This is a genomic window from Streptomyces sp. CB02400, from assembly GCF_001905725.1.
Classification (GTDB): Bacteria; Actinomycetota; Actinomycetes; order Streptomycetales; family Streptomycetaceae; genus Streptomyces; species Streptomyces atrovirens.
The window spans coordinates 147,213-172,543 of sequence record NZ_LIWB01000009.1 but is presented as its reverse complement, the minus strand read 5'-3'; the positions used below and the strand labels follow the sequence as shown (position 1 = coordinate 172,543).

General features: G+C 73.6%; 24 protein-coding genes. 14 read left to right on the top strand and 10 right to left on the bottom strand.

Going from position 1 to position 25,331, the window contains the following annotated elements:
* Nucleotides 1-30: 30 nt before the first annotated feature.
* Nucleotides 31-804, bottom strand: coding sequence for an MHYT domain-containing protein (locus AMK33_RS22515; protein WP_073934718.1), 774 nt, complete (start codon nucleotides 802-804; stop codon nucleotides 31-33).
* A 150-nt stretch (nucleotides 805-954) separates the two neighbouring features.
* Here AMK33_RS22515 and AMK33_RS22510 point away from each other — a divergent pair, with 150 nt between their 5' ends.
* The 4 genes from AMK33_RS22510 (at nucleotide 955) to AMK33_RS22495 (ending at nucleotide 4,568) form a co-directional block, all read left to right on the top strand.
* Nucleotides 955-1,554 (top strand): class I SAM-dependent methyltransferase, encoded by a 600-nt coding sequence (locus tag AMK33_RS22510; RefSeq protein ID WP_073934717.1) that lies wholly within the window; start codon nucleotides 955-957, stop codon nucleotides 1,552-1,554.
* A 138-nt stretch (nucleotides 1,555-1,692) separates the two neighbouring features.
* Complete coding sequence (locus AMK33_RS22505; protein ID WP_073934855.1) at nucleotides 1,693-1,989, top strand: hypothetical protein; 297 nt, start codon at nucleotides 1,693-1,695, stop codon at nucleotides 1,987-1,989.
* Nucleotides 1,990-2,127: 138 nt separating this feature from the next.
* Nucleotides 2,128-3,000 (top strand): hypothetical protein, encoded by an 873-nt coding sequence (locus AMK33_RS22500; protein ID WP_073934716.1) that lies wholly within the window; start codon nucleotides 2,128-2,130, stop codon nucleotides 2,998-3,000.
* Between the two features lie 182 nt (nucleotides 3,001-3,182).
* Entirely contained in the window at nucleotides 3,183-4,568 is a 1,386-nt protein-coding gene (locus AMK33_RS22495) for a tannase/feruloyl esterase family alpha/beta hydrolase (RefSeq protein ID WP_073934715.1), read from the top strand.
* A gap of 4 nt (nucleotides 4,569-4,572) precedes the next feature.
* Here the strand turns inward: AMK33_RS22495 and AMK33_RS22490 are convergent, their stop codons facing one another.
* Nucleotides 4,573-4,755, bottom strand: coding sequence for a hypothetical protein (locus tag AMK33_RS22490; protein ID WP_030822433.1), 183 nt, complete (start codon nucleotides 4,753-4,755; stop codon nucleotides 4,573-4,575).
* A gap of 321 nt (nucleotides 4,756-5,076) precedes the next feature.
* Between AMK33_RS22490 and AMK33_RS22485 the strand changes: the two genes are divergently transcribed.
* Together AMK33_RS22485 and AMK33_RS22480 are read left to right on the top strand one after the other, a co-directional pair.
* Nucleotides 5,077-7,899 (top strand): DEAD/DEAH box helicase, encoded by a 2,823-nt coding sequence (locus AMK33_RS22485; RefSeq protein ID WP_107425191.1) that lies wholly within the window; start codon nucleotides 5,077-5,079, stop codon nucleotides 7,897-7,899.
* Nucleotides 7,896-9,167: an SWIM zinc finger family protein gene (locus AMK33_RS22480; RefSeq protein ID WP_073934714.1), complete on the top strand. Its 1,272-nt coding sequence runs from the start codon at nucleotides 7,896-7,898 to the stop codon at nucleotides 9,165-9,167. Before AMK33_RS22485 ends, AMK33_RS22480 begins: the two co-directional genes overlap by 4 nt.
* Before the next feature lie 360 nt (nucleotides 9,168-9,527).
* On the opposite strand, the gene xylA is transcribed toward AMK33_RS22480, so the two are convergent.
* Complete coding sequence (gene xylA, locus AMK33_RS22475) at nucleotides 9,528-10,694, bottom strand: xylose isomerase (protein ID WP_073934713.1); 1,167 nt, start codon at nucleotides 10,692-10,694, stop codon at nucleotides 9,528-9,530.
* Nucleotides 10,695-10,808: 114 nt separating this feature from the next.
* Between xylA and xylB the strand changes: the two genes are divergently transcribed.
* The 3 genes from xylB (at nucleotide 10,809) to AMK33_RS22460 (ending at nucleotide 14,465) form a co-directional block, all read left to right on the top strand.
* A complete protein-coding gene (xylB, locus tag AMK33_RS22470; protein WP_073934712.1) occupies nucleotides 10,809-12,254 on the top strand; it encodes a xylulokinase in 1,446 nt (481 codons plus the stop codon).
* Between the two features lie 335 nt (nucleotides 12,255-12,589).
* Nucleotides 12,590-13,798 carry an ROK family transcriptional regulator gene (locus AMK33_RS22465; protein ID WP_073934711.1) on the top strand — a complete coding sequence of 403 codons (1,209 nt, stop codon included), beginning with the start codon at nucleotides 12,590-12,592 and terminating at the stop codon, nucleotides 13,796-13,798.
* A gap of 271 nt (nucleotides 13,799-14,069) precedes the next feature.
* Nucleotides 14,070-14,465 (top strand): luciferase domain-containing protein, encoded by a 396-nt coding sequence (locus AMK33_RS22460; RefSeq protein ID WP_073934710.1) that lies wholly within the window; start codon nucleotides 14,070-14,072, stop codon nucleotides 14,463-14,465.
* A gap of 21 nt (nucleotides 14,466-14,486) precedes the next feature.
* Here AMK33_RS22460 and AMK33_RS22455 read toward each other — a convergent pair whose 3' ends face one another.
* The 6 genes from AMK33_RS22455 to AMK33_RS22430 form a co-directional block, all read right to left on the bottom strand.
* Nucleotides 14,487-14,681, bottom strand: a complete 195-nt coding sequence (locus tag AMK33_RS22455; protein WP_073934709.1) for a hypothetical protein — start codon at nucleotides 14,679-14,681, stop codon at nucleotides 14,487-14,489.
* Between the two features lie 102 nt (nucleotides 14,682-14,783).
* Complete coding sequence (locus AMK33_RS22450) at nucleotides 14,784-15,647, bottom strand: phosphatidylinositol-specific phospholipase C/glycerophosphodiester phosphodiesterase family protein (RefSeq protein WP_073934708.1); 864 nt, start codon at nucleotides 15,645-15,647, stop codon at nucleotides 14,784-14,786.
* Nucleotides 15,648-15,826: 179 nt separating this feature from the next.
* Nucleotides 15,827-16,903, bottom strand: a complete 1,077-nt coding sequence (locus AMK33_RS22445) for an acyl-CoA dehydrogenase family protein (RefSeq protein ID WP_073934707.1) — start codon at nucleotides 16,901-16,903, stop codon at nucleotides 15,827-15,829.
* The gene (locus AMK33_RS22440) at nucleotides 16,900-18,081 is read right to left on the bottom strand and encodes an acyl-CoA dehydrogenase family protein (protein WP_073934706.1); all 1,182 of its coding nucleotides are present in this window, start codon (nucleotides 18,079-18,081) and stop codon (nucleotides 16,900-16,902) included. The genes AMK33_RS22445 and AMK33_RS22440 overlap by 4 nt, the downstream gene beginning before the upstream one ends.
* Complete coding sequence (locus AMK33_RS22435) at nucleotides 18,078-19,055, bottom strand: NADPH:quinone oxidoreductase family protein (protein WP_073934705.1); 978 nt, start codon at nucleotides 19,053-19,055, stop codon at nucleotides 18,078-18,080. The genes AMK33_RS22440 and AMK33_RS22435 overlap by 4 nt, the downstream gene beginning before the upstream one ends.
* Before the next feature lie 138 nt (nucleotides 19,056-19,193).
* On the bottom strand, nucleotides 19,194-19,769 hold the full coding sequence (locus tag AMK33_RS22430) for a helix-turn-helix domain-containing protein (RefSeq protein ID WP_073934704.1): 576 nt from the start codon (nucleotides 19,767-19,769) through the stop codon (nucleotides 19,194-19,196).
* Nucleotides 19,770-19,846: 77 nt separating this feature from the next.
* Between AMK33_RS22430 and AMK33_RS22425 the strand changes: the two genes are divergently transcribed.
* From AMK33_RS22425 to AMK33_RS22405, 5 genes are all read left to right on the top strand, one after another.
* Nucleotides 19,847-20,791, top strand: coding sequence for an NAD(P)/FAD-dependent oxidoreductase (locus AMK33_RS22425; RefSeq protein WP_073934853.1), 945 nt, complete (start codon nucleotides 19,847-19,849; stop codon nucleotides 20,789-20,791).
* Between the two features lie 51 nt (nucleotides 20,792-20,842).
* On the top strand, nucleotides 20,843-22,381 hold the full coding sequence (locus tag AMK33_RS22420) for an ATP-dependent DNA ligase (RefSeq protein WP_073934703.1): 1,539 nt from the start codon (nucleotides 20,843-20,845) through the stop codon (nucleotides 22,379-22,381).
* Nucleotides 22,378-22,842, top strand: a complete 465-nt coding sequence (locus tag AMK33_RS22415) for an NUDIX domain-containing protein (RefSeq protein ID WP_073934702.1) — start codon at nucleotides 22,378-22,380, stop codon at nucleotides 22,840-22,842. The genes AMK33_RS22420 and AMK33_RS22415 overlap by 4 nt, the downstream gene beginning before the upstream one ends.
* Before the next feature lie 76 nt (nucleotides 22,843-22,918).
* A complete protein-coding gene (locus AMK33_RS22410; RefSeq protein ID WP_073934701.1) occupies nucleotides 22,919-24,304 on the top strand; it encodes an NADP-dependent succinic semialdehyde dehydrogenase in 1,386 nt (461 codons plus the stop codon).
* Nucleotides 24,305-24,329: 25 nt separating this feature from the next.
* Nucleotides 24,330-24,566 carry a DUF6213 family protein gene (locus tag AMK33_RS22405; RefSeq protein ID WP_073934852.1) on the top strand — a complete coding sequence of 79 codons (237 nt, stop codon included), beginning with the start codon at nucleotides 24,330-24,332 and terminating at the stop codon, nucleotides 24,564-24,566.
* Nucleotides 24,567-24,599: 33 nt separating this feature from the next.
* Here AMK33_RS22405 and AMK33_RS22400 read toward each other — a convergent pair whose 3' ends face one another.
* The gene (locus tag AMK33_RS22400; RefSeq protein ID WP_073934851.1) at nucleotides 24,600-25,256 is read right to left on the bottom strand and encodes a transcriptional regulator; all 657 of its coding nucleotides are present in this window, start codon (nucleotides 25,254-25,256) and stop codon (nucleotides 24,600-24,602) included.
* Nucleotides 25,257-25,331 lie beyond the last annotated feature (75 nt).

The window sequence follows — 25,331 nt, the reverse complement described above, 5'->3', positions numbered from 1 at the left end:
CGGAACGGTCGTCGGCACCGCGGGGCGCGGTCAGCGGGCGGTGTGCCCGGCCGGGCGCTGGGCCGAGGCGGACGCCTCGCGCTCCCCGGCCGTCGGCGACAGCGCCACGAAGGCCGAGGTGATGAAGAGGTAGGACCCGAGTCCGACGGCGAGCGGGAAGATGAACTGCATCGCCGTGGCGCCGGGCAGGGGTTCGCCGGAGGGCGTGACACGCACGCTCACCGCGAACATCCCCGTGTAGTGCATGCTGCTGACCGCGGCACCCATGATCAGGGAGGCGAGGGTGACCGCGACGGGCGACTGGATGTTGAGCGCCGCCCACAGGGCCGCCGTGGCCGCGACGACGGCGATGAGGACGGAGAGGCCGACGAGCACCGGGTCGTAGCTCACCTCGCCGTGCAGCCGCACCGCCGCCATGCCCAGGTAGTGCATGCTGGCGACGCCGAGACCGGTGGTGAGCCCGCCGAGCAGCAGCGCCCGGACCCGGTCGCGGCCGTGGCCGACGGCGAACACGCCGGCGCAGACGACGGCCATGGCGACGAGCAGGCTGGCGAGGGTGAGCGGCACGTCGTAGCGGATGTCGGTGCCGCTGACGGCGAATCCGAGCATGGCCACGAAGTGCATGGTCCAGATACCCGTGCCGATCGCCGAGGCGGCGGTGAGCAGCCAGTTGCGGCGCACGCTGCCGGTGGCGGCGAGCGCGCGGACGGTGCAGCGCAGTCCGAGGGCGGCGCCGGTGCAGGCCATCGTGTACGACAGCACGGGGGTGAGCCACCCCAGGGCGGCGTGGTCCAGGTGTCCCATGGCCCCGGGACGCTAGGGGGCGCGGGCGCGCGAAGGGGACGCGTTTCGAAAGCGGCTGAAATATGACGCAGCGGTGCACCGGAACGACCGCGTCACGCTCGAACGTGCGCACAAGGGCGTCGCCCGTCCCGGTGAGGGATCATGCGGAGCATGAGCGACGACCACACACACGTCCAGGAGTTCTTCACCGCGCGTGCCGCCGGCTGGGACCGCCGCTTCCCCGACGACGGTCCGGTCTACGCCGCCGCGGTCGCCGGGCTCGGGCTGCGCGAGGGGGACCGGGTGCTCGACGCGGGCTGCGGCACAGGGCGCGCCCTGCCACCGCTGCGTGCGGCCGTGGGGCCCTCGGGCGTGGTCCTCGGCGCGGATCTGACGCCGGCCATGCTGCGGGAGGCGGCACGGGCCGGACGGGACCGCGACGGGGCGCTGCTGCTGACCGACGTCGCCGCGCTGCCGCTGCGCCCGTCCGCGCTGGACGCCGTGTTCGCGGCGGGCCTGATCGCCCACCTGCCCGACCCGGCCGGCAATCTCCGGGAGATCGCGCGGGTGGTGCGGCCGGGTGGCGTGCTCGCGCTGTTCCATCCGGTCGGCCGGGCGGCGCTCGCCGCCCGGCAGGGCCGCACGCTCACTCCGGACGACCTCCGCGCGGAGCCGAATCTCCGCGCGCTGCTGTCCCGTTCGGGGTGGCGCATGACGTCGTATGTCGACGAGGACACGCGCTTCCTGGCGCTGGCCGTCCGCGCGGACTGAGCATCCGGCCACGCGCCGGGCGCTCGGTCCGAGTCCCGCACCGGGCTGCCCTCTTCTGCTGTCGGAGCCGCAACTCTACGTTGAGCAGCAGGAGATGAACGGTCAGCGAGGACAACCGTGCCGGGGAAGGTGGACCGCATGTGGGGAAGGGTTCGGGGGATCGGGAGCAGAGTGATCGGCAGGTGGCGCGCGGAGGAGCGGGCCGGGCGGGAGGAGCGTCCGCACAATCTGTTCGAGGCCGCCGCGGCGTACGTCTCGGCCTGCGCGGAGGACGACCAGGACCGGATCGACGAGGCGGCCGGCTGGGTGTCGCCGGAGGCGCTGTCGTTCGGGGTGAACGAGCTGGCGTGCCGGGCGGTGATCGCGCTCGCGCGGGAGCGGGACGAGTCTCCGGGGACGGTCGCGCGGGCGCTGCTGGGTCTTCCGGCCGCCTGAACCGTCCGCCGACGCGTGGTCGATTCGCCCTGTCCGGCCGGAAACCCGCAGCTCCGGGCATGGCCGCGGGGGTCGTGACAAGCGGCTCGGGGTCGGCATAGGGTGCGCGCCGGTGGACGAAGCGATGGGGAGGCTGGGATGGCCGGGACGGACGAGGAAGCCGTCGCCGCCGCGGACGACGCGCTCTATGTGCTCACGGCGGCGCTGCTGACGCCGGCGAAGTTCCCGAGCGTGCTGGGCGACGACTACCCGGAGGCGTGTGCGGCGCTCGGCCTTCCGCCCCTCGCCGACGGGTACGGGCTGGTGCTCGGCCAGGACGGCGAGGGCGCCCGGTGGACCGTCGTCGTCGACGACGTCTCGCTGGTCGCCGTCGCGATCGCGTCCTGGGACTGCGGGATGGAGCACGATCTGTCGCCGGACGAGCGCACGGTCGTCGCCGCACTGCCCGGCTGGCCCCTCGCGGTGGCCGTCGCGGCGCCGAACGTGCCCGCGCCGCACGATCCCGGCCCGGACGCCGCGGACGGGCCCCCGCTGGCCCCGCCGGACGCCGGGGCCTGGGGACCGGCCCAGCGCCGGCTGGGTGCCGACGAGATCGCGCTGCAGTGGGCGGTCTGGCGGGAGCAGGTCGACGACGCGGCGTTCCCGGCGCCGGGCGGCTCGGCCCGGGCGGCCGACGACGCCGAGGAGCCCGCGGAGGACGGCCGGACGGAAGAAGCGGGCGGCCGGACGGACGGGCAGCCGGGACACGGCGGGATCCGGCGGGTGCTGGCGGAGGCGCGCGCGTACGTCGACTCGCCGCCGCCGCTCGGCCGGGTCCGCTCGTCCTTCGCCCCGGGTGGCGCGCGCACCCTGCGCGCCGACGGCCCCGGCTGGTCGCTGGTGGCCCGGACCGACGACATCGCGTTCGTCCTGCTCGACGACGAACCCGGCGAGGTCCTGCCGGTGGGCCGGGGCCCGGAGCTGCCGGGCCTGCTCGAAGCGCTCGACCGGATGGCCGTACGGCCGCTCTGAGCACACGCGGCTTCGAAAGGACCGGGAGCGATGGACGTTAGCGTGTGTTGAAACCCCACGTGTGGACGCCGTTCCATAGGGCGCCAACCCATCGATGACGGCGAGGGCGGGCCCTCACCATGGGGCAGTTCCGCGATCGACCCCATGTCCCCCTTCCGCTGCTCGTCCTTTCGGAGGCCGTCATGCGCCCCTCCCGTGGCGTTCCCTTGCTCGTCGCCGTCCTCGCCGCGGCCGCCCTCACCGCTCCGACTCCGGCCGGCGCGGCCGGGGACGGTCACTGCGCGCGCCAGGAACGCGTGCGTGTGCCGGGCGCCGCCCATCAGCGCAGTGCCTGTCTCACCGATCTGACCACGGCGGGGCTGGCCGGTACGCCGTACACCGACATGGCCGACCAGGCGGGACTGACCGCCGAGGCCACCCGGTCGCCGTCCGGCGTGCCCGGGGTGCAGATCGACGGCTACTTCCCGGACTCGTCCCGCTTCAACAACACCCACGGCTGGCGGCACGACGCCCAGTTCGTGATCCGGCTGCCCGACCGCTGGAACGGCGGGCTGGTCGTCACCGGGGCGCCCGGCAACCGCAAGCAGTACGCGACCGACAAGGCGATCTCCGACCAGGTACTGGCGCGGGGCTACGCCTATGCGGCGACCGACAAGGGCAACAGCGGCGTCGACTTCTACCGTGACGGCAGACGGCCCGGTGACGCGGTCGCCGAGTGGAACGCGCGCACCACACAGCTCACCCGCGCCGCCCGGCGCGCGGTGGCCCAGCGCTACGGGCACGCCCCGCGCCGCACGTACGTGACCGGCGTCTCCAACGGCGGCTACCTCACCCGCTGGCAGCTGGAGAACCACCCGGAGCTGTACGACGGCGGGGTGGACTGGGAGGGCACCCTGTGGGCCGCCGAGGGGCGTCACCCGCTGCTCTCCCTTCCGGTGGCGGTGGCCCGGACGTACGGCAGGGCCACCGACGAGGACATGTACGCGGCGGGCTTCGCACGCGGCTCCGAGTTCCTGTGGCCGTACCACGAGAAGGCCTACTGGGGGCTCACGCAGAAGATCTACCGCGCCGAGTTCGATCCGGACCACGACCCGGGCTGCCCCGGCCCCTCCGCCGGGTCGACGACGGAGCAGATCCTCGCGCCGTGCCCGTCCGACGCCGCCTACGACTACGCCTCGCGCCCCGCGTCCGTGCACCGTGCCGTGGAGCGTGTGGCGCTCACCGGGCGGATCGGACGGCCGATGATCACCCTGCACGGCGATCTGGACGCGCTGCTGCCCAAGTCCGTCGACTCCGATGTGTACGACGGCATGGTCGAGGCGAGCGGACGCGGGCGGATGCACCGCTACTACACGGTGCGGGGCGGGACGCACGTCGACGGGCTGTACGACACCCATCCGGACCGGCTGCGGCCGATCCTGCCCTGCTACCGCTCGGCGTTCGACGCCCTGGTCGCATGGGTGGAGCGCGGAGTCGCGCCGCCCGCGGACCGGACGGTCGGCAGGCCCGCGGACGGCGACGTGGTCGACTCCTGCGCGCTGGGCTCCGGTGAGGCGGTGACGCCGTAGCGCCTCAGCGGCCCAGCTCCTTGCGCGAGACGCGGCGCAGCCTGCGCCGCTGTGCGGGGTCCAGGGCGAGGTACGCGGCGGCCGGGACTCCTAGAACTATCAGAAGGGCGGCCCACCAGGGCAGCCAGATGAGCAGGATCAGTCCGGCCGCCACACCCCCCGCGGCGATCTTGGCGTTCTTCGACATGAGTGTCGCCTCCTTCGCGGCCACTGCCGCTCTCTGCCGTGAAAACGGGCCCGCGCCCGCGGCGGTTCCGGACCGCGACCCTGAGACGTCCCTGAGGTGCGACCCCTAAGGTCTTCGAGAGCCCGTCGTGGGCCTCCCGGGCGGGAGGCCCACGAAGCGCCTCCATGGTGACTCGGCTCACAGCGCAGGCATACCCGGTCGGCGCCGCTCGTGCTGTACCCTCGGCGACTCCGGCTTCACTAGTCAAGTTTGAGGACTCCTGTCATCGCTGCGCAGACGACTCCCCCGGCACCCTCCTCCGCACACTCCGCACACTCCGCACTGGCCGGCTGTCCGGCCGTATTCGTACCGGGTGACCCCGCCCGCACCGGCCGGGTCGCGTTCTGGCGCCCCGACGGCTCGACTCCGCCGGCCGTGGACGCGGGCACGGCGTCGGCCGAGGACCTGACCGTCGTGGTGCCCGGCGACGACGGGATCGAGGCGGTACGTGTGCCCGCCACCGTGCTGCCGGTGCGCGACGCGCTCCCGTTCCTCACACGTGCGCGGGCCGGTGGTGCGGGGCACCGGGCCGCCCGGTTCTGGGGCGCCGCCGCCGTGCACGCCCTGCACCTGGTGGCGCGCGGTCTGCTGCTGCCCGGCCTCTCCCCCGCCGACCACGACGCCTGGCGCGTCGGCCCGCTGGACGCGGAGAACGTCGAGGCGATCCGCCGGCTCGCCGCCGCGATGCCGCCGGAGGCGCACGCGACGCCGCTGGACGGCACCGGGCCGCCTCGGCTGCCCGATCCCGAACGGCTGCTGCGCGCCTTCCTCGACGCGGTCGCCGACACCCTCCCCCGCTCCCCCGCCGCCCACCTCGCGACCGGCACCGCCGCCTTCGCGGCACCGGAGCCGCAACGGCTGCCCGCACTGCGGGCCTGGGCCGCCGACATCGCCGCCGGCCACGACGCCGGCGTACGGCTGTCGCTGCGGATCGAGGCGCGCGGGCTCACGGACGCGGCCGACACCGCGGACGTGTCGTTCCGGGCCGTCCTCCAGATGCACGGCGTGAGCGACCCCGCACTCGTCGCGGACGCCGGCGAGGTGTGGGCCGGGGCCTTCGACGCGGCCTTCGACTCCCGCGCGCGGATGGACGCCCTGCTCGCGCTCCGCCGCGCGGCGCGGGCCTGGGCGCCGCTCACCCCCTTGCTGTCGGCGACCGTGCCGGACGCGGTGGACCTCGCGGAGGAGGAGATCGCCGATCTCCTCGGCGACGGCGGCCGGGTGCTCGCCGGCGCGGGCGTCGACGTGCACTGGCCCAGGGAGCTGGTCCGCGAACTCACCACCCGCGCGGAGGTCGGTCCCGCCGACGACGAGCCGGGGCCCGGAAGGGCCGGGGTCGCGGACGGGCCGTCGTTCCTGTCCGCCGACGCGCTGCTCGCCTTCGACTGGTGGTTCGCCCTGGGCGACCGGCGGCTCACGCGCGAGGAACTGGACCGGCTGGCCGAGGCGAACCGCCCCCTTGTACGGCTGCGCGACCAGTGGGTCCTGATCGACCCGCGGGAGCTGGCCCGGGCCCGTGCGCGCCAGGACCGCAAGATCACGCCGGTCGACGCGCTCGGCGCGGCCCTGACGGGCTCCGTGGAGGTCGACGGCGGCCGGATCGAGGTCCGGCCCACCGGGTGGCTGGCGGCCCTGCGGGACCGGCTCGCGGACCCCGAGGCGCAGGAGCCCGTCGAGCAGCCCGCCGCGCTCGCCGCCACGCTGCGGGACTACCAGCGACGCGGCCTGAACTGGCTGGCCCGGACGACCTCCCTGGGCCTGGGCTGCTGTCTCGCCGACGACATGGGGCTCGGCAAGACCATCACCCTGATCGCCCTCCACCTGCACCGCCAGACCGACCCGGAGTCCGCGGGCCCCACGCTCGTGGTCTGCCCGACCTCCCTGATGGGCAACTGGCAGCGGGAGATCGAGCGGTTCGCGCCCGGCACCCCGGTGCGCCGCTTCCACGGCGCGCGGCGGACGCTGGACGACCTGGCCGACGGCGAGTTCGTGCTCACCACGTACGGCACCATGCGGCTGGACGCCTCCCGGCTCGCCGGGGTCCCCTGGGGCATGGTCGTCACCGACGAGGCCCAGCACGTGAAGAACCCGTACTCCTCGACGGCCCGTCAGCTGCGTTCCATCGGCGCACGCGCGCGCGTGGCGCTCACCGGCACGCCGGTGGAGAACAACCTGTCGGAACTGTGGGCGATCCTGGACTGGACGACTCCCGGCCTGCTGGGCCGGCTCGGCACCTTCCGACGGCGGTACGCGGACGCCGTCGAGGGCGGGCAGGATCCGGCCGCGGCGGAACGGCTGGCCCGTCTGGTACGGCCGTTCCTGCTGCGCCGCCGCAAGTCGGACCCCGGGATCGCGCCCGAGCTGCCGCCCAAGACGGAGACCGATCACGCGGTGTCGCTCACCCAGGAGCAGACGGCGCTGTACGAGGCCGTGGTACGCGAGGCGATGGCCGAGATCGCGGGCGCCGGCAGCATGGCGCGGCGCGGGCTGATCGTGAAGCTGCTGACCGGCCTGAAGCAGATCTGCAACCACCCGGCGCAGTTCCTCAAGGAGGAGCGGCCGGTGGTCGCCGGGAGGTCCGGGAAGCTGGAGTTGCTGGACGAACTCCTCGACACCGTTCTCACCGAACAGGCCGGTGTCCTGGTGTTCACGCAGTACGTGCGGATGGCGCGGCTGCTGGAACGGCATCTCGCCGCGCGGGGCGTGCCGACGCAGTTCCTGCACGGCGGCACGCCGGTCGCCGAGCGTGAGGCGATGGTGCGCCGTTTCCAGGACGGCGAGGTCCCGGTCTTCCTGCTGTCGCTGAAGGCGGCGGGCACGGGGCTGAACCTCACCCGCGCGGAGCACGTCGTGCACTACGACCGCTGGTGGAACCCCGCAGTCGAGGCGCAGGCGACGGACCGCGCGTACCGCATCGGCCAGACCCGGCCGGTGCAGGTGCACCGCATCATCGCCGAGGGGACTATCGAGGACCGCATCGCCGGGCTGCTGGAGCGCAAGCGTGAGCTGGCCGACGCGGTGCTCGGCTCCGGCGAGGCGGCACTCACCGAACTGACCGACGCCGAGCTGGCGGAGCTGGTCGAGCTGCGAGGGGGACTGCGATGACCCGGTACGACGGTGACGAGGCCGGCGTGGAGCGCGTCTTCGCCGCGCTGCCGCCCGCGCGGGGGCGCGGTTTCGCGCAGAGCTGGTGGGGCCTGGCCTGGCTGACGGCGCTGGAGGGTACGGCGCTGGACTCCAAGCAGCTCAAGGCGGGCCGCGGGCTGGCACGCGCGGGCGCGGTCGGCGCGGTGTCCGTACGGCCGGGGCGCATCACGGCGGTCGTACAGGACCGGGACCGTACGGCCCACCGCGCGGACGTGCTGCTGCAGGAGCTGTCCGAGGAGCAGTGGGACCGGTTCCTGGCCATGACCGTGGAGCGGGCCGGGCATGTGGCGGCGCTGCTCGACCGCGAGATGCCGACGCACCTGGTCGAGGACGCGGAGCTGGCCGGGGTCGAACTGCTGCCGGGCCTCGGTGATCTGGAGCCGGAGTGCGACTGCGACGCCTGGGACCACTGCGGTCACACGGCGGCGCTGTGCTACCAGGTGGCCCGGCTGCTGGACCAGGACCCGTTCGTCCTGCTGCTGATGCGGGGGCGGGGTGAACGCGCCCTGCTGGACGCGCTCCAGGCCCGGGGCGACGCGTCCGCCGGACGGCCCGCCCAGGGACCGGAAGGAGTGGACGCGGCCGAGGCGTACGCGGCCGGTGACATCCTGCCGTCGCTGCCGGCCGCTCCCGCGCTCCTCGCGGAGCCGGGGGTTCCGCCGTCGCTGGACACGGAGGCGGAGCCCGCGGCCGGGATCGATCCGCCCGCGCTGGAGTTCCTGGCCGCCCGGACCGCCGTACAGGCCCACCGGCTGCTGGCCCGGGCACTCCAGGACGGGCACGGACGGCAGCCCGTGGAACCGGAACCGGCCGTCGCGCGGGACGCGGTACGGCTGGCCGCCGGGGAGCCGCACCGCGCAGTGACGGAGCGGCTCGCCGAGGGGTCGGGGCGCGGCCGGGAAGGGCTGGCCGTGGCCGTACGGGCCTGGCGGCACGGCGGTACGGCGGCCCTGGCCGTGCTCGACGAGGAGTGGACCGTGGACGGCGAACGGCTGGCACGCGCGCGTGCCGCCCTCGACTCGGCGTGGGACGAGGACGAACGGCCGGTGCTCCGGGCCCGGGCCAACCGGTGGACGGTGACCGGCGCACCCGTCCAACTGCGCCTGGACCGCGAGGGGCGCTGGTGGCCGTACCGCAAGGAACGCGGCCGGTGGGTCCCGGCGGGGGATTCCTCCCAGGACCCGGCGACGGCACTGGCTACGGCGGAGAGCGCACCCGAAAGGTAGCCACCCACCAGATCGTCACCACACCAAAGCCACGACCGGCCCCAGTAGCCGTACCGCAAGGAACATGGTCGCCACGCCAGAGCCACGACCGGCCCCGGCGGCCGTGCCGCTCGCGTGCGCCACACGGTCGTACCGCGCGAGGGCGCACCTGCGGGATGCGTACCGAGCCGGCTGGTACGCACGGTTGCGCGCGGGACGTCGGCCCGGACACGTGCCACCGCGCGCGTGATTCCGCGCGGTCGTCGCGTCGGCCGCACCCGGGTGCGAACCACACGTGGGGCACGGTCGCCCCGGACACGTGTGCGAGGGCGTGCCCGTCCCGTGGCAGGGGTGGGACGGGCACGCCCTCGCGGTCGGGGTTCAGCCCCGGGCGCCCAGCAGGTGGTCCATCGCCAGCTGGTCGAGGCGCTCGAAGGCCATGCCCCGCGCGGCGGCCTCGTCGACGTCGAAGTCCTCGAAGGCGGACCGGTCGTCGAGCAGGGCCTGGAGACCGTCGGCCGCCGTGGGCTGGGCCAGCTGGTCCAGCCGGGCCGCGCGCAGCGCCTCCTGCACCTCGGGGTCCGCGCGGAAGGCCGCCGCGCGCTCCTTGAGGATCAGGTAGTTGCGCATGCAGCCGGCCGCCGAGGCCCACACGCCGTCGAAGTCCTCGGTCCGCGGCGGCTTGAAGTCGAAGTGCCGCGGACCCTCGTACCCGGCCGACTCCAGCAGGTCCACCAGCCAGAACGCGGCGCGCAGGTCGCCCGCGCCGAAGCGGAGGTCCTGGTCGTACTTGATGCCGGACTGGCCGTTGAGGTCGATGTGGAAGAGCTTGCCCGCCCACAGCGCCTGCGCGATGCCGTGCGGGAAGTTCAGCCCGGCCATCTGCTCGTGGCCGACCTCCGGGTTGACGCCGTACAGCTCCGGGCGCTCCAGGCGCTCGATGAACGCCAGGGCGTGGCCGATGGTGGGCAGCAGGATGTCGCCGCGCGGCTCGTTCGGCTTGGGCTCGATGGCGAAGCGGATGTCATAGCCCTGGGAGGTGACGTACTCGCCGAGCAGGTCGAAGGCCTCCTTCATGCGGTCGAGGGCGTCCCGCACGTCCTTGGCGCCACCGGACTCGGCGCCCTCACGGCCTCCCCAGGCCACGTAGGTCTCGGCACCGAGCTCGGCCGCGAGGTCGATGTTGCGGATGGTCTTGCGGAGCGCGTAGCGGCGCACGTCGCGGTCGTTGGCGGTGAAGCCGCCGTCCTTGAACACCGGGTGGGTGAACAGGTTGGTGGTGGCCATCGGCACCTTCATGCCGGTGTCGTCCAGCGCCTGCCGGAACCGCTTGATGTGCTCCTCGCGCTCGCTGTCGCTCGAGCCGAAGGGGATGAGGTCGTCGTCGTGGAACGTGACGCCGTGGGCGCCCAGCTCGGCCAGGCGCCGCACCGACTCGACCGGGTCGAGGGCACGCCGCGTGGCGTCACCGAAGGGGTCCCGTCCCTGCCAGCCGACGGTCCACAGTCCGAAGGTGAACTTGTCCTCGGGGGTGGGCTGGTAGTTCATGCCGCGGCTCCTTGCTCGCTGAGACTATTTCGTCATGGCGGTTTACAAATTAGTATGCAGGAACATTTCTGGGAAGAGACACACCCCGCCAAGGCGCGGAAGAGGGAGAGACCGATGTCAGCAGCCGAGGGTCCGCTCGTCGTCGGCGTGGACACATCCACCCAGTCCACCAAGGCGCTGGTCGTCGACGTGGCCACCGGCCGGGTCGTCGCGAGCGGCCAGGCACCGCACACGGTGACCTCGGGGGCGGGCCGGGAGAGCGATCCGCGCCAGTGGTGGGACGCCCTGTCCGAGGCGCTGCGCCAGTGCGGCGAGGCGGCGCACGAGGCCGCCGCGGTGTCGATCGGCGGGCAGCAGCACGGCCTGGTCACCCTGGACGGGCACGGGGAGCCGGTCCGTCCGGCGCTGCTGTGGAACGACGTGCGTTCCGCGCCGCAGGGCCGCCGGCTGATCGAGGAGCTGGGCGGCGCGAAGTTCTGGGCCGAGCGCACCGGAAGCGTGCCGGCCGCCTCCTTCACGGTCACCAAGTGGGCCTGGCTGGCGGAGCACGAGCCGGACGCGGTGCGCGCCACCAAGGCGGTCCGGCTCCCCCACGACTACCTCACCGAGCGGCTCACCGGGCAGGGCACGACCGACCGCGGCGACGCCTCCGGCACCGGCTGGTGGGCTTCGGGGACGGAGGCGTACGACGAGGAGATCCTCGCCCACGTGGGGCTCGACCCGGCGCTGCTGCCCCGCGTGGTGCGTCCCGGTGAGGTCGCCGGGACCGTGCGCGACGGCCACGACCTGCCGTTCTCCAAGGGCACCCTGGTGGCGTGCGGCACCGGTGACAACGCCGCCGCCGCGCTGGGTCTCGGGGTGCGTCCCGGCACGCCGGTGATGAGCCTCGGCACCTCGGGCACGGTGTACGCGGTGACGCAGCGCAGGCCGGCCGATCCGACCGGCACGGTGGCGGGGTTCGCCGACGCGCGCGGCGACTGGCTGCCGCTGGCCTGCACGCTCAACTGCACGCTGGCCGTGGACCGGATCGCGGCGCTGCTGAACCTGGACCGCGAGGCCGTCGAACCCGGGCGCGGCGTCACGCTGCTGCCCTTCCTGGACGGTGAGCGCACCCCGAACCTCCCCCACTCCTCCGGCCTGCTGCACGGGCTGCGCCACGACACCACCGGCGGGCAGCTGCTCCAGGCCGCGTACGACGGTGCCGTGTACTCCCTGCTGGCCGCGCTGGACCTCGTCCTCGACGAGGACGCCGACCCGTCGGCACCCCTGCTGCTGATCGGCGGCGGCGCCCGGGGAACGGCCTGGCAGCAGACCGTACGGCGGCTGTCGGGGCGGTCCGTACAGGTGCCCCGGGCCAAGGAGCTGGTCGCGCTCGGTGCGGCGGCGCAGGCGGCCGGGCTGCTCACCGGGGAGGACCCGGCCGCGGTCGCCCGGCGCTGGGACACGGCGGCGGGCCCGGTGCTGGAGGCCGTGGAGCGGGACGAGGAGACGCTGGCCAGGCTGGCCGGGGTACTCTCCGACGCGGCCCCGCTGCTGGACCGCGGCACGGACACCGACTGACGACACCGCCGGCCGGCACCGGCGGAGAGGCACCGCCGGGCAGGCACCGGTCTGCGGGCACGGCCCGACGGGCACCGACCCACCGGCACGGACCGGCAGGCACCCGCCTGCCGACACCGACCGGCGGGCACGGGTCGGCAGGCACAGATCGACCGGCACCAGCCCGCCGACACGGACCGCCGACCGGCGCCGCCCGCCGACACCAGCCGGCAGGCATGGACCGACCGGCACGAGCCCGCGGGCACGGGTCGACCGGCACCGGCCCGCCGGCACGGACCGGCCGGCGTCGACCGACAGGTCGGCGACGACCGCAGAGACCGAGGAACGACGGAGGAATGAGCGCACCGCTGTACAAGGCCCGCCCGGCCGGTCCGGGGCGCGCGCTGCCCGACACCCAGCAGGGCATGCGCCGCCGCAACCTCTCGCGGGTGATGCACACCGTCAGCGCCGAGGGGCCGCTGTCCCGGGCCGCCGTCGCCTCCCGCATCGGTCTGACCCGCGCGGCGGTGTCCACGCTGGTCGACGAGCTCATCCGCTCGGGCCTGCTGGAGGAGCTGGGCCCCGAGCGGCCCGGACGTGTGGGCCGTCCCGGCTCGGCGCTCGCCGTCAGCGGGCGCGGCCCCGCGGGGATCGGCGCCGAGGTCGGCGTCGACCACCTCGCGGTCTGCGCGGTCGACCTGCGCGGACGGGTCCGGGCGCGGGCGGTGCGGCACGTCCCGAACCGGGGCCGCTCCCCCGGGCCGGTGCTCGGTGAACTCACCGAGCTGACGGAGCGGGTCGTCGCCGAGGCGGAGGGCGAGGGCCTGTGGCCGGCGGGGCTCGCCGTGGCCGTACCGGGTCTGGTGGCGCGCGACGCCCGGACCGTCGTACGCGCCCCGAACCTCGGCTGGCTCGACACGGACCTCGGCGACCTGCTCCCGGCGGGCCTGCCGCTCACCGTGGCCAACGAGGCCAACTTCGGCGCACTGGCCGAACTGTGGCTCGGCGAGGACACCCCGCGCGACTTCCTCCATGTGTCCGCCGAGATCGGTATCGGTGCCGCGGTCGTCGTGGACGGGCGGCTGCTGCACGGAAACCGCGGCTTCGCGGGCGAGCTGGGCCATGTACCGGTACGGCCGGACGGACCGGAGTGCGCCTGCGGCGGACGGGGCTGTCTGGAGCAGTACGCCGGTGAGGAGGCGGTGCTGCGCGCGGCCGGGCTGGAGCCGGGCGAGGACCGCGTCGGCCTCCTCGCGGGCCGCGCCGAACAGGGCGACACGAACGTACGACGCGCCCTGGAGGACGCGGGAACGGCGCTCGGGATCGCCCTGACCGGGGCGGTCAACCTGCTGGACCCCGAGAGCGTGGTGCTGGGCGGGGCCCTGTCCGGGCTCGCACCCTGGCTGCTGCCGTCGCTCCGCTCCGAACTGGCCCGCCGTACCGCGGGGCCGGCCTGTCCCGTCTCCGTGTCCCCACTGGGACCCGAGGGCCCGCTGCTGGGCGCGGCGCACTCGGTGGTGCGGGGAGTCCTGGACGACCCGGCGGCGGTGGCCGAACGGGCCTGACGTGCGCGAGCCCCTCCTCGAGTCCCGCACGAAGTCGCACAGGGCGTCGCCGCCGGCCGCCCGGGAGGCGATGTCGCCGGCGACCGCCTTCCGGCCGTCCCCGTCGCACACGAGGACGGGAACGCCGTACCAGGTCACGAGCTCATCGACTGCCGTGACATGATCGCGTGTCAGGTTCTCACCGGGCTTTCGGCGGTCTCACCACCTCACCGCTCGATTACGAATCGCCCAACATCTGGTAACCGGACGTTGAGCAGGCAACGATGAGGGCATGACACCGGCGCAACGAGCCATGGAGCGACTGCTCACCTGGACCGATCTCACGGCCTGTCCGGCCGGCTGCGGTACGGGGCAGGCCCTCCGCACCGCCCGTGACGAGATCGTCCACTTCCACTCCGCGCGGGACGTGGACCTCCACCTCACCCGTCGCGCCATCCAGCGCTTCCACTACGACCTGGGCGGGTCGAGCGCGATACAAGTGGTCCCGAATTCGGACTGGGTGACGGTGCATCTGGACTGCGCCACCGACGTGGACCTGCTGCTCAGCCTGGTGAGCGTCGCCCTCAAGGCGCACCAGAACAGACCCCCGTCCGCACCGCCGGCACCGGCGGGGTGCAACTTCCACCGCGTCACCGTGCTCCCGCGCGACGCGGTGTCCGACCGCTGAACCACGCTCCGCGCGGTGGCCTCACGGCCGCAGACCGCCGACGATGTCGGCGGTCGCCGTGAGGCCGCTGTGGATCGTGGGCGCGATGCTCGTGCTGGCCAGGTAGAAACCGAGCAGCAGACAGACCAGCGCGTGGGAGATCTTCAGCCCGCCGTTGCGCAGGAAGATCACCGCAAGGACCGAGAGCAGCAGCACCACAGAGATGGAAATGGCCATCGTCAACCTCCTCCGCCACATCCGTTTCGCGGCGTTCGGCCGCAAGTGTGGCGTAACGGAGGGTTCGTCCGGGCGGCTGGCCTGTCCTCCGAACGTGTGGTGTCACGCCCTCCGGTAGGCGTCGAGGAAGGCTTCCAGGCCCGCGAGGTCGTCGGTGTTGAGGTGGTCGACGTCCGCCGCCACCAGTTCGCCCCAGAGCGCGTCGCGGGCGGGGCCCGGCAGGTCGGGGGTGGCCCAGAACCGCACCCGCTGCCCGCGCGCGTGGGCGGTGCCCACGATGTCGCGGAGTTTCCGGCGCTCGGCGTCCGGGAAGGCGCCGACGCCCTGCCAGGTGAAGTTGAGCGTCCAGTTGTCGCTGATCAGCGGGACGAAGGAGGACGGTGCGGTACTGCCGAGGTCGGTGAGCCGGCCGTCGTAGAAGGCGCGGCGCACCCGCTGGGCCTCCATGGGCGCGCGGGCCGCGCGGTCGCCGGAGATGACGGCGGTGACCGGTCCGGGCAGCACCCTGCCGTGGGCGCAGGTGGTGAACAGGTGCCGGTAGCGGCGCAGACGACGGTCGAGTTCGAGGTAGGTGGACGCGCCCTCGGTCTTGATGTCGATCAGCAGTTGAAGCGACTTGCGGTATCCGCGGTACACGGAGCCGTGGTGCGCCCGGACGCGGGCGGCCAGCGGGTCGAGGTACAGGGACTCCAGCGTGCGGGACGGGTCGAGGTCCTCGGGGTCGTGGGCGACGAGGAGTTGGCCGCCGACCAGGTGGATGTCGGCCTCGACGCTGCCGAAGCGGTGGTCGAGGGCGTCGAGGAGGGGGCGGGGGTGCTCGTAGTCGTTGTGGGCGTGGGCTCGCCACAACGGGCGCGGCCGGTGCTTCTGTTCGCCGGCCAGCGCCTGCGTCGCGGGGAGGGCGACGGTGCCGGCGAGGGCGGCGCCGAGGGTGGTGAGGGCTCTGCGACGGGTGGTGAGGGCCATGCTCTGCCTCCCTGGAAGGGCCGTACGGGACCAGGGAGATTATGAGGTCCATGGGTGGTCAAAGAGCAGTGTGATGTAGGGAGTTGGCCGATCCGCCGTCGGTCGTTCACCTCACCGGGGCAGGGCGCACGGAAGAAGCCCGCCCCCGAAGGGACGGGCTTCTTCCGTCGTTCGACCGGTCAGGGTGCTCTCAGATCGACCAGTTCCGCCAGCGCCTCGCGGTGGGCGCCCGCCGTGCCGTAGGCGATCGAGTCGGCCTTGGCGCGCTTGAGGTGGAGGTGCACCGGGTGTTCCCAGGTCATGCCGATGCCGCCGTGCAGTTGCAGTGCCTCCTCGGCGGCCCGGACCGCGACGGGCGCTGCGTAGGCCTGGGCGACGGTGACCGCCACGCCGGTGTCCTCGCCGGTCGCGAGCGCGTCGGCGGCACCCCGTGCGGCCGCGCGGAGGCTGACGATCTCCAGCCAGAGCTGGGCGAGCCGGTGCTTGAGCGCCTGGAAGCCGCCGACGGGGCGGTTGAACTGCTTGCGGTCCTTCAAGTAGCCGACGGTCTCCGTCAGCGACCACTCGGCGGAGCCGAGTTGCTCCGAGGCGAGCAGTCCGGCACCGGCCCGCAGGGCGCGGGGCACGGCGGTTTCCGCGTCGCCCAGCCTGCGTCCGGGCGCGCCGTCCAGGGTCACCCGGGCCACCGGACGGGTCAGGTCCAGGGAGACCTGCGGGGTGACGGTGGCCGTGCCGGCCTCCACCGCGTACAGCCCGCCGTCGTCCGCCGGTACGAGCAGTACGTCGGCGACGGCGGCGTCCGCGATGCCGGTCAGCTCCCCGTGCAACGCTCCGCTCTCCAGCCGTACGGTGGTGAACGCGGCGCCGGGAGCGGTGTGCAGGCCGACGGCGAGGGCGCCGATCCTGCGCCCGGACGCCAGCTCGGCGAGCAGGTCGCCGGCGTCCCCGCAGGCCAGCAGCGCCTCGGTGGCCACCACGGCGCTGGTCAGATACGGCACGGGAGCGACCGCGCGTCCCAACTCCTCCAGTACGACGGCGGCTTCGCGGTGGGTGGCGCCCTGGCCGCCCCGGTCCTCGGGGACCAGCAGGCCGGCGAGGCCCATGCCGTCGGCGAGCGCCTTCCACAGGGACAGGTCGTGCGGGGTGTCCGACTCGGTACGGGCGATCACGCCCGCCGCGTCGCAGTGGTCGGTGAGCAGGTCCCGGACGGCTGCGCGCAGCGCCTCTTCCTCCTCCGAGTACAGAAGATCGCTCATCGGGCCAGGTCCTTCCATGCGACGTCCTTGTCGGTGCGCGGCTCGGCGGGCAGGCCCAGGACGCGCTCGGCGACGATGTTCAGCAGGACCTCGCTGGTCCCGCCCTCGATGCTGTTGCCCTTGGAGCGGAGGTAGCGGTAGCCGGCGTCGCGGCCGGTGAAGTCGACCAGTTCGGGGCGGCGCATGGTCCAGTCGTCGTACAGCAGGCCCTCCTCGCCCCTCAGTTCCACCTCCAGGCCGCTGATCTCCTGGTTGAGGCGGGCGAAGGCCAGTTTCATGCCGGCGCCCTCGGGGCCGGGCTGTCCGGCGACGAGCTGCTGGCGCAGGCGTTCGCCGGTGAGCCTGGCCACCTCCGCCTCGACCCAGAGCTTCAGCAGCCGCTGGTGCAGGTCGTGGGTGCGCAGTTCCGGCCGTTCGCGCCAGGTCTTCGCGACCGGGCCGATCATGCCGCCCTCGCGGGGCAGCCGCATGCCGCCGATGGCGACGCGTTCGTTGTTCAGGGTGGTCTGCGCGACCCGCCAGCCGTCGCCGACCTCGCCGAGGCGGTGGGCGTCGGGGATGCGGACGTCGGTGAGGAAGACCTCGTTGAACTCCGCCTCGCCGGTGATCTGGCGCAGTGGCCGCACCTCGACACCGGGGTCGGTCATGTCGCACACGAAGTAGGTGATGCCCCGGTGCTTGGGCGCGTCCGGGTCGGTGCGGGCGATGAGGATGGCCCAGCGGGCGAGGTGGGCGCTGGACGTCCACACCTTCTGCCCGTTGACCACCCACTCCTCGCCCTCCCGGACGGCACGGGTGCCGAGGGCGGCCAGGTCGGATCCGGCGCCGGGCTCGCTGAAGAGCTGGCACCAGACCTCCTCGCCGGTCCACAGGGGCTTCAGGAAGCGCCGCTTCTGCTCCTGTGTGCCGTACTGGAGGATCGTCGGCGCGGCCATGCCCAGGCCGATGCCGATGCGGCGCGGGTCGTTGTCGGGTGCCCCGGCGGCCTCCAGTTCGGCGTCCACGACGGCCTGGAGCGAGCGCGGGGCGCCGAGTCCGCCGAGCCCCTCGGGGAAGTGCACCCAGGCGAGCCCCGCGTCGAAGCGGGCGCGCAGGAAGTCGAGGCGGTCGGTGTCCGCGGGCGGATGCGCGGCCAGCAGTTCCTTGGTGCGGCGGCGCAGTTCGGTGGCGTCGGTCATGCGGCGGCTCCGTTCTCCAGCGAGGGCAGCACGGCGACGCGCCCGGTGGTGGCACCGTCGGCGACCCGCTGCACGGCGCCGGCGGCCCCGGCGAGCGGCACGCGCTCGCTCACCAGCGGCTTGATCGCGCCCCGCGCGGCGAGTTCGGTGAGCTGCTCGTGGCAGTGCTGGACCAGCTTGGGGTTCTTGGTGTTGTACAGGCCCCAGTGCAGGCCGAGGATCGCGTAGTTCTTGACGAGGGCGTGGTTCAGGGCGGGGCTGGGGATGGACCCGCTCGCGAAGCCGACGACGACGATCCGGCCCTCGAAGGCGACGACCTTGGCGGACTGGGCGTAGGCCTGGCCGCCCACGGGGTCGTAGATCACGTCGGCGCCCCGGCCGCCGGTGGCCTCCTTCACGGCGGCGACGACGTCCTGCTCACGACGGTCGATCACCACGTCGCAGCCCAGCTCACGGGCGACGGACGCCTTCTCGGCACCCCCGACCACGCCGATGACGGTGGCGCCCGCCGCCTTGCCGAGCTGCACGGCCGCGCTGCCGACTCCTCCCGCGGCGGCGTGGACGAGCAGGGTCTCACCGGCTTCCAGACCGGCCCTGCGGTGCAGGCCGAACCAGCCGGTCTGGTAGCCGATGTGCAGGGCGGCGGCCTCGGCGTCGTCCAGCGCGTCCGGTGCGGGCAGCAGCGCGGCGGCGTCCGCGACGGCGTACTCGGCGAAGCCGCCGTACGGCAGCGCGGGATTGGCGATCACGCGGCGCCCGTCCTCGGTCTCGCCGCAGATCTCCACGCCCGGGGTGAACGGCAGCGGCGGCCTGACCTGGTACTGGCCCCGGCACATCAACGCGTCCGGGAAGTTGATGTTGGCGGCACGCACCTTCAGCAGGACCTGCCCGTCACCGGGCTCCGGCCGCGCCACCTCCGCGAGGCGCATCACCTCGCCCGGCTCGCCGAGCTCGTGCACTTGCCATGCCTGCATGCGGGGCCTCCACGGGAGCGTGAACGTCGGGTTCGCCTGACCGGGTCCATCGCATACTAAGCGGTCGCTTGCCCACTGGGAAGAGACACCGGGAAGAGACCCCTGGAAGGCGCACCGGAAAGGGAACGGTCCCGTCCGTCACCCCTGCTTGGGCCGCGCCCGCACATGCATCCGCTCCCCCTGGGGCCCGAACAGGCTGAGGAACTCCACAGGCCCCTCCCCCGTCGACCCGAACCAGTGCGGCACCCGCGTGTCGAACTCGGCCGCCTCCCCCGCCGTCAGCACCACGTCGTGCTCGCCGAGCACCAGCCGCAGCTTCCCGGACAGCACGTACAGCCACTCGTAACCCTCGTGGGTGCGCGGTTCCGGCTCCAGCCGCCGCTTCGGCTCCAGCACCTTGTACGCCTGGAGGCCGCCGGGCTGGCGGGTGAGCGGCCAGTGGGTGCGGCCGTAGCGCTGGATCGGCTCGGAGGCCCGGATACGAGGATCGCCGACCGGCGGAGCGCCGACCAGTTCGTCCAGCGGCACCTGGTGGGCCTGCGCTATCGGCAGCAGCAGCTCCAGACTGGGTTTGCGCAGGCCGGACTCCAGCCGGGAAAGGGTGCTCACGGAGATGCCGGTCGCCTCGGACAGCGCCGCGAGGGTCACCTCCCGCTCCTTCCTGATCCGCCGCAGCCGGGGGCCCACTTCCGCGAGAACGTCGTCCGTAGTCATACCGGTATTGCAGGTTCGGCAAAGTAGTTTGTCAATACGGCAGTGTCCGGGCGACTGTCGTGGTGGAGGTGGTCACGATGAACGAGACATTCGGAAGCGAGACGTACGACGTGGTCGTCGTCGGAGGCGGGGCGGCGGGGCTCTCCGCCGCGCTGGTGCTCGGCCGGGCCCGGCACCGCACCCTGGTCGTCGACGCGGGCGAGCCGCGCAACGCGCCCTCGTCGCACATGCAGGGCTATCTGTCCCGGGACGGGATGGCACCGGCCGAGTTCCTGGCGCTGGGCCGGGAGGAGATCGCGCGCTACGGCGTGGAGCTCGTCCGGGACCGGGTCACGGACGTCACCAGGGACGGGGACTTCACCGTCGTACTCGACGCGGGACCGGCCGTACGGGCCCGGCGGCTGGTCGTCGCCACCGGGCTGAAGGACGAGATGCCGGCGGTCCCCGGGGTCGCCGAGCGGTTCGGGCGGGACGTGCTGCACTGCCCGTTCTGCCACGGCTGGGAGGTGCGCGACGAGCCGTTCGGTGTGCTCGCGTCGAGCGCGATGAGCGTGCACCAGGCGCTGATGGTGTCCCAGTGGTCGAAGGACGTCACCTTCTTCCTGCACGAGGTCGCCGAGGAGGAACTGTCCGACCTGGACCTGCGCCGGCTGGCCGCCGCCGGGGTCCAGGTGGTGCCCGGCGCGGTCGCGGAGCTGGTGGTCGAGGACGACCGGCTCACCGGGGTGCGGCTGGCCGACGGCACCACCCACGCCCGCTCCGTGCTCTTCGTCGGACCCCGCCCGGTGCCGCAGACGAGCCTGCTGGAGCGGCTGGGCGCCGAGATGAACGAGACCCCCTTCGGCGCGTACCCGGTGATCGACTCGACCGGCCTGACCACGGTGCCCGGGGTCTGGGCGGCGGGTAACGCGATCGGCTTCTCCGAGCAGGTGGTGCACGCGGCGAGCGGCGGTTACCGCGCGGCGGCCGCGATCGTCGGGGACCTGCTGATGACGGACCTGGACGCCGCGGTGGACGGGTAGGCGCCGGACGGCTGAGGTGTGGGTCGCCCGCCTCCGGAGCACTATGACTGCATGCTGCTGTCCCGGCTGGCCCGTGTGTCCCAGGAGATCGCCGCCACCTCGGCGCGGTCCCGGAAGATCGCCCTGCTCGCCGAGCTGTTCCGGGAGGCGGAGGCGGACGACGTGCCGGTCGTCATCCCGTATCTGGCCGGCCGGCTGCCACAGGGTCGTATCGGGGTCGGCCGGCAGGTGCTGAGCCGGCCGGTCGCCCCCGCCGCCGAGCCGTCGCTGACGGTGCGCGAGGTGGACGCGCTGCTCACCGGGCTGGCCAAGGTGTCCGGTGCGGGATCGCAGGCCGAGCGGGCCCGCCTGGTCGGCGAGCTGCTGGGCGCGTCCACCGAGGACGAGCAGCGGTTCCTGTCCGGGCTGCTCACCGGCGAGGTCCGGCAGGGCGCCCTGGACGCGGTCGCGGTGGAGGGGCTGGCGCGGGCGACGGGGGCGCCCTCGGCGGACGTACGGCGGGCCGTGATGCTGGCGGGCTCGCTCCAGTCGGTGGCCGAGGCGCTGCTGGCGGACGGTCCCGGGGCGCTGGAGCGGTTCCGGCTGACCGTGGGCCGACCGGTGCTGCCGATGCTGGCGCACAGCGCCTCCTCGGTCGCGGAGGCGGTGGAGAAGCTGGGGGCCTGCGCGGTCGAGGAGAAGCTCGACGGCATCCGCGTCCAGGTGCACCGCGACGGGGACACCGTGCGCGTGCACACCCGCACCCTCGACGACATCACCGACCGGCTGCCGGAAGTGACGGCGGCGGCGCGGGAGTTGCGGGGCGAGCGGTTCATCCTGGACGGGGAGGTCATCTCCTTCGACGGGGACGGCCGCCCCCGCTCGTTCCAGGAGACCGCCGGACGGGTCGGCTCCCGGGTGGACGTGGCCACGGCCGCGCGGGAGGTTCCCGTCTCCCCCGTCTTCTTCGACGCGCTCTCCGTCGACGGCCGCGATCTGCTGGACCTGCCGTTCACCGAGCGCCACGCGGAACTGGCCCGGCTGGTCCCGGAGCCCATGCGGGTGCGGCGCACCCTCGTGTCGGGGCCCGGGGACCTGGGCGCGGCGGAGGGGTTCCTCGCCGAGACGCTGGCGCGCGGCCACGAGGGCGTCGTGGTCAAGGGCCTGGACGCCCCCTACAGCGCGGGCCGGCGCGGCGCGTCCTGGCTGAAGGTCAAGCCGGTGCACACGCTCGACCTGGTGGTGCTGGCCGCCGAGTGGGGCCACGGCCGCCGCACCGGGAAGCTCTCCAATCTGCACCTGGGCGCCCGCACCGCCGACGGCGGCTTCGCCATGCTCGGCAAGACCTTCAAGGGCCTGACCGACGCGATGCTGACCTGGCAGACCGACCGGCTGCGGGAGCTGGCGGTCGAGGAGAGCGGATACGTCGTGACGGTGCGCCCCGAACTCGTCGTGGAGATCGCCTACGACGGCCTCCAGCGCTCCACCCGTTACCCGGCCGGCGTCGCCCTCCGGTTCGCCCGCGTGATCCGCCACCGCGAGGACAAGCGCCCCGAGGAGGCGGACACGGTCGAGACCCTGTTCGCCGCACACCCCGAGGTGCGGCCGTGAGGGGCGCCCGGAGCGCCGGACTGCTGTTGTTCCGACACACCGGTCAGGGCATCGAGGTGTTGCTCGGTCATATGGGTGGCCCGTTCTTCGCCCGGCGGGACAGCGGGGCGTGGACCGTACCGAAGGGCGAGTACGACCCCGGCGAGCCGGCCTGGGAGGCGGCGCGCCGCGAGTTCCAGGAGGAGCTGGGGCTGCCGCCGCCGGACGGGGAGGCGCTGCCGCTCGGGGAGGTCCGGCAGTCCGGCGGGAAGACCGTCACGGCCTGGGCGGTCGAGGCCGACCTCGACCCGGCGGCGGTCGTCCCCGGCACCTTCGAGATGGAGTGGCCGCCGAGGTCGGGGCGGACCCAGGAGTTCCCGGAGCTGGACCGGGTGGCGTGGTTCCCCCTGGACCGGGCCCGCGAGGTGATCGTCGGCGCGCAGACCGCGTTTCTCGACCGCCTGGCGGAGCACTCGCCCTGAGGAGACCTCCCGCGTTGCGCCGCCCACCACCGCGCGGGAAGGTCGAGAGGCACAGCCCGCCCCAGGGAGGTCAGCGATGCACATCGCCACGGTGAACCCGGCGAACGGCGAGACGGTCAAGACGTACCACCCCATGGACGAGGAGGAGATCGGGCACCGGATCCAGCTCGCGGAGGCCACGTTCCGGACGTACCGGACGACGACCTTCGAGGAGCGTGCCCGTCTGATGCACCGGGCCGCCGAGATCCTCGACGAGGACCAGGAGGCCATCGGCCGGGTGATCACCACGGAGATGGGCAAGCCGGTCAAACAGGCCCGCGCGGAGGCCGCCAAGTGCGCCAAGGCGATGCACTGGTACGCCGACCACGCGGCGGAACTCCTCGCCGACGAGGAACCCGACGCCTCCGACGTGAAGGACTCCGGCGCCTCCCGGGTCCTGGTGCGCTACCGGCCGCTCGGTCCGGTGCTCGCCGTGATGCCGTGGAACTTCCCGCTGTGGCAGGTGGTGCGGTTCGCCGCCCCCGCCCTGATGGCGGGCAACGTGGGCCTGCTCAAGCATGCCTCGAACGTGCCGCAGACCGCCCTGTACCTGGAGGACCTCTTCCACCGCGCGGGCTTCACCGAGGGCTGCTTCCAGACCCTGCTCGTCGGCTCCGCCGCGGTCGACGACATCCTGCGGGACGAGCGGGTGAAGGCGGCCACCCTCACCGGCAGCGAGCCCGCGGGCCGCGCGGTCGCCTCCACCGCCGGAGAGATGATCAAGAAGACGGTGCTGGAGCTGGGCGGCAGCGACCCGTACGTGGTCATGCCCTCCGCCGACCTGGACCGGGCCGCCGAGGTGGCGGTCACCGCGCGGACGCAGAACACGGGGCAGTCCTGCATCGCCGCCAAGCGGTTCATCGTGCACACGGACGTCTACGACGCCTTCGCCGAACGCTTCGTCGCGGGCATGAAGGCGCTGAAGGTCGGCGACCCGATGGACGAGGAGACCGACGTCGGCCCGCTCTCCAGCGAGAAGGGCCGCAGCGACCTGGAGGAACTGGTCGACGACGCCGTACGCGCGGGCGCCACCGTGCTGTGCGGCGGCGAGCGCCCCGACGGGCCCGGCTGGTACTACCCGCCGACCGTCCTGGCCGGCATCGGCCGGGAGATGCGCATCCACCGCGAGGAGGCCTTCGGCCCGGTCGCCACGCTGTACCGCGCGGCGGACGTCGACGAAGCGGTCCTGATCGCCAACGACACCGACTTCGGGCTGAGTTCCAACGTCTGGACCCGCGACGAGGCCGAGGTCGACCGGTTCGTACGGGATCTGGAGGCCGGCAGTGTGTATGTGAACGGGATGACAGCCTCCCATCCGGCGTTCCCGTTCGGCGGGGTGAAGCGGTCGGGGTACGGGCGTGAGCTGTCCGGGCACGGAATCCGCGAGTTCTGCAACATCACCACGGTTTGGCAGGGTGCGTGATGTCCGCGCGGCTACGATCCCGACTGTGAACCGCGAAGTGACTCTGCCTCTGATCGTCGACGACCGCGGGACCCTGCAGGTTTCCGCTGCCGATGTCAGCAAGCTGCTGCGTACGGTGGGTGGGCGGTGGGTTCGGCTTGTCGAGGCGGGGGAGGACGGACTCGATGAGGACACGGTGGCCGCGTTGACCATTGAGCTTGCGAAGTTGGCCGATCGGATCGACGTTGCGTGTATTGCCCACAGCAGTGGGGGTGCGTCGTAGTCGGGTGCGGGTGGTCTGTGGCTTGTCGCGCCCCTATCCGTGTTGCCCCAACGTTGACCAGAACATCACCTCGTGTGTCTGGAGCAGGCGGGCGTACTGGTGGGCGCGGTTCTCGTTCAGGCGGCCCTCGTCCAGCGCTGTCTGGACTGCCTTCGTGGCAGCTTCGTCGAGGCCGGGGGACGGTTCTGCGAAGAAGTCGAAGAAGGCGCAGGACTCGTCGGTGAAGCCGTAGTGGGTGCGTAGGGCCTTCGCGATCGTCGCGCAGTAGCCGCCCCAGGCGGAGAAGTTCGCCGTCAGGGCCAGGACCACGTCGGACGGGTTCGCGTTGAGGGCCAGCCAGGCGACGTACGCGGGGTAGGACTGGCAGCCCGGCAGGGGCTCGTACGCGTCCGCCCGCGTCTCGTCCACGCCGCACGCGGCCGTGAACGTCTTCAGGTGTTCCGCCGCCAGGGTCTCTCCCTCGGCCAGGGCGGTGAAGTACGCGGCCGACTCAGGGTCGGCCCGTTCCGCCAGGTGCAGGAAGGCGCGGCGGTCCGCCGGGATCACCCGGCGTTGTTCCAGGGCGAGCGTGGCCAGGACGGCCCGGTCGGCCTCGCCGCGGGCGATCAGGGGGACCAGGGGGTTGGACCCCGGGTCGGGGGCCAGTTCCCCGGTGGTCGTCTCCAGCAGTTCCCGGGCCGTGCGTGTCATCGCGTCCTCCGTCGCGTCGGTCACGCACGAGCCTTTCCCGGGAGCGGGGCAGGGGTAACCCGGCGGTGCCGCCCG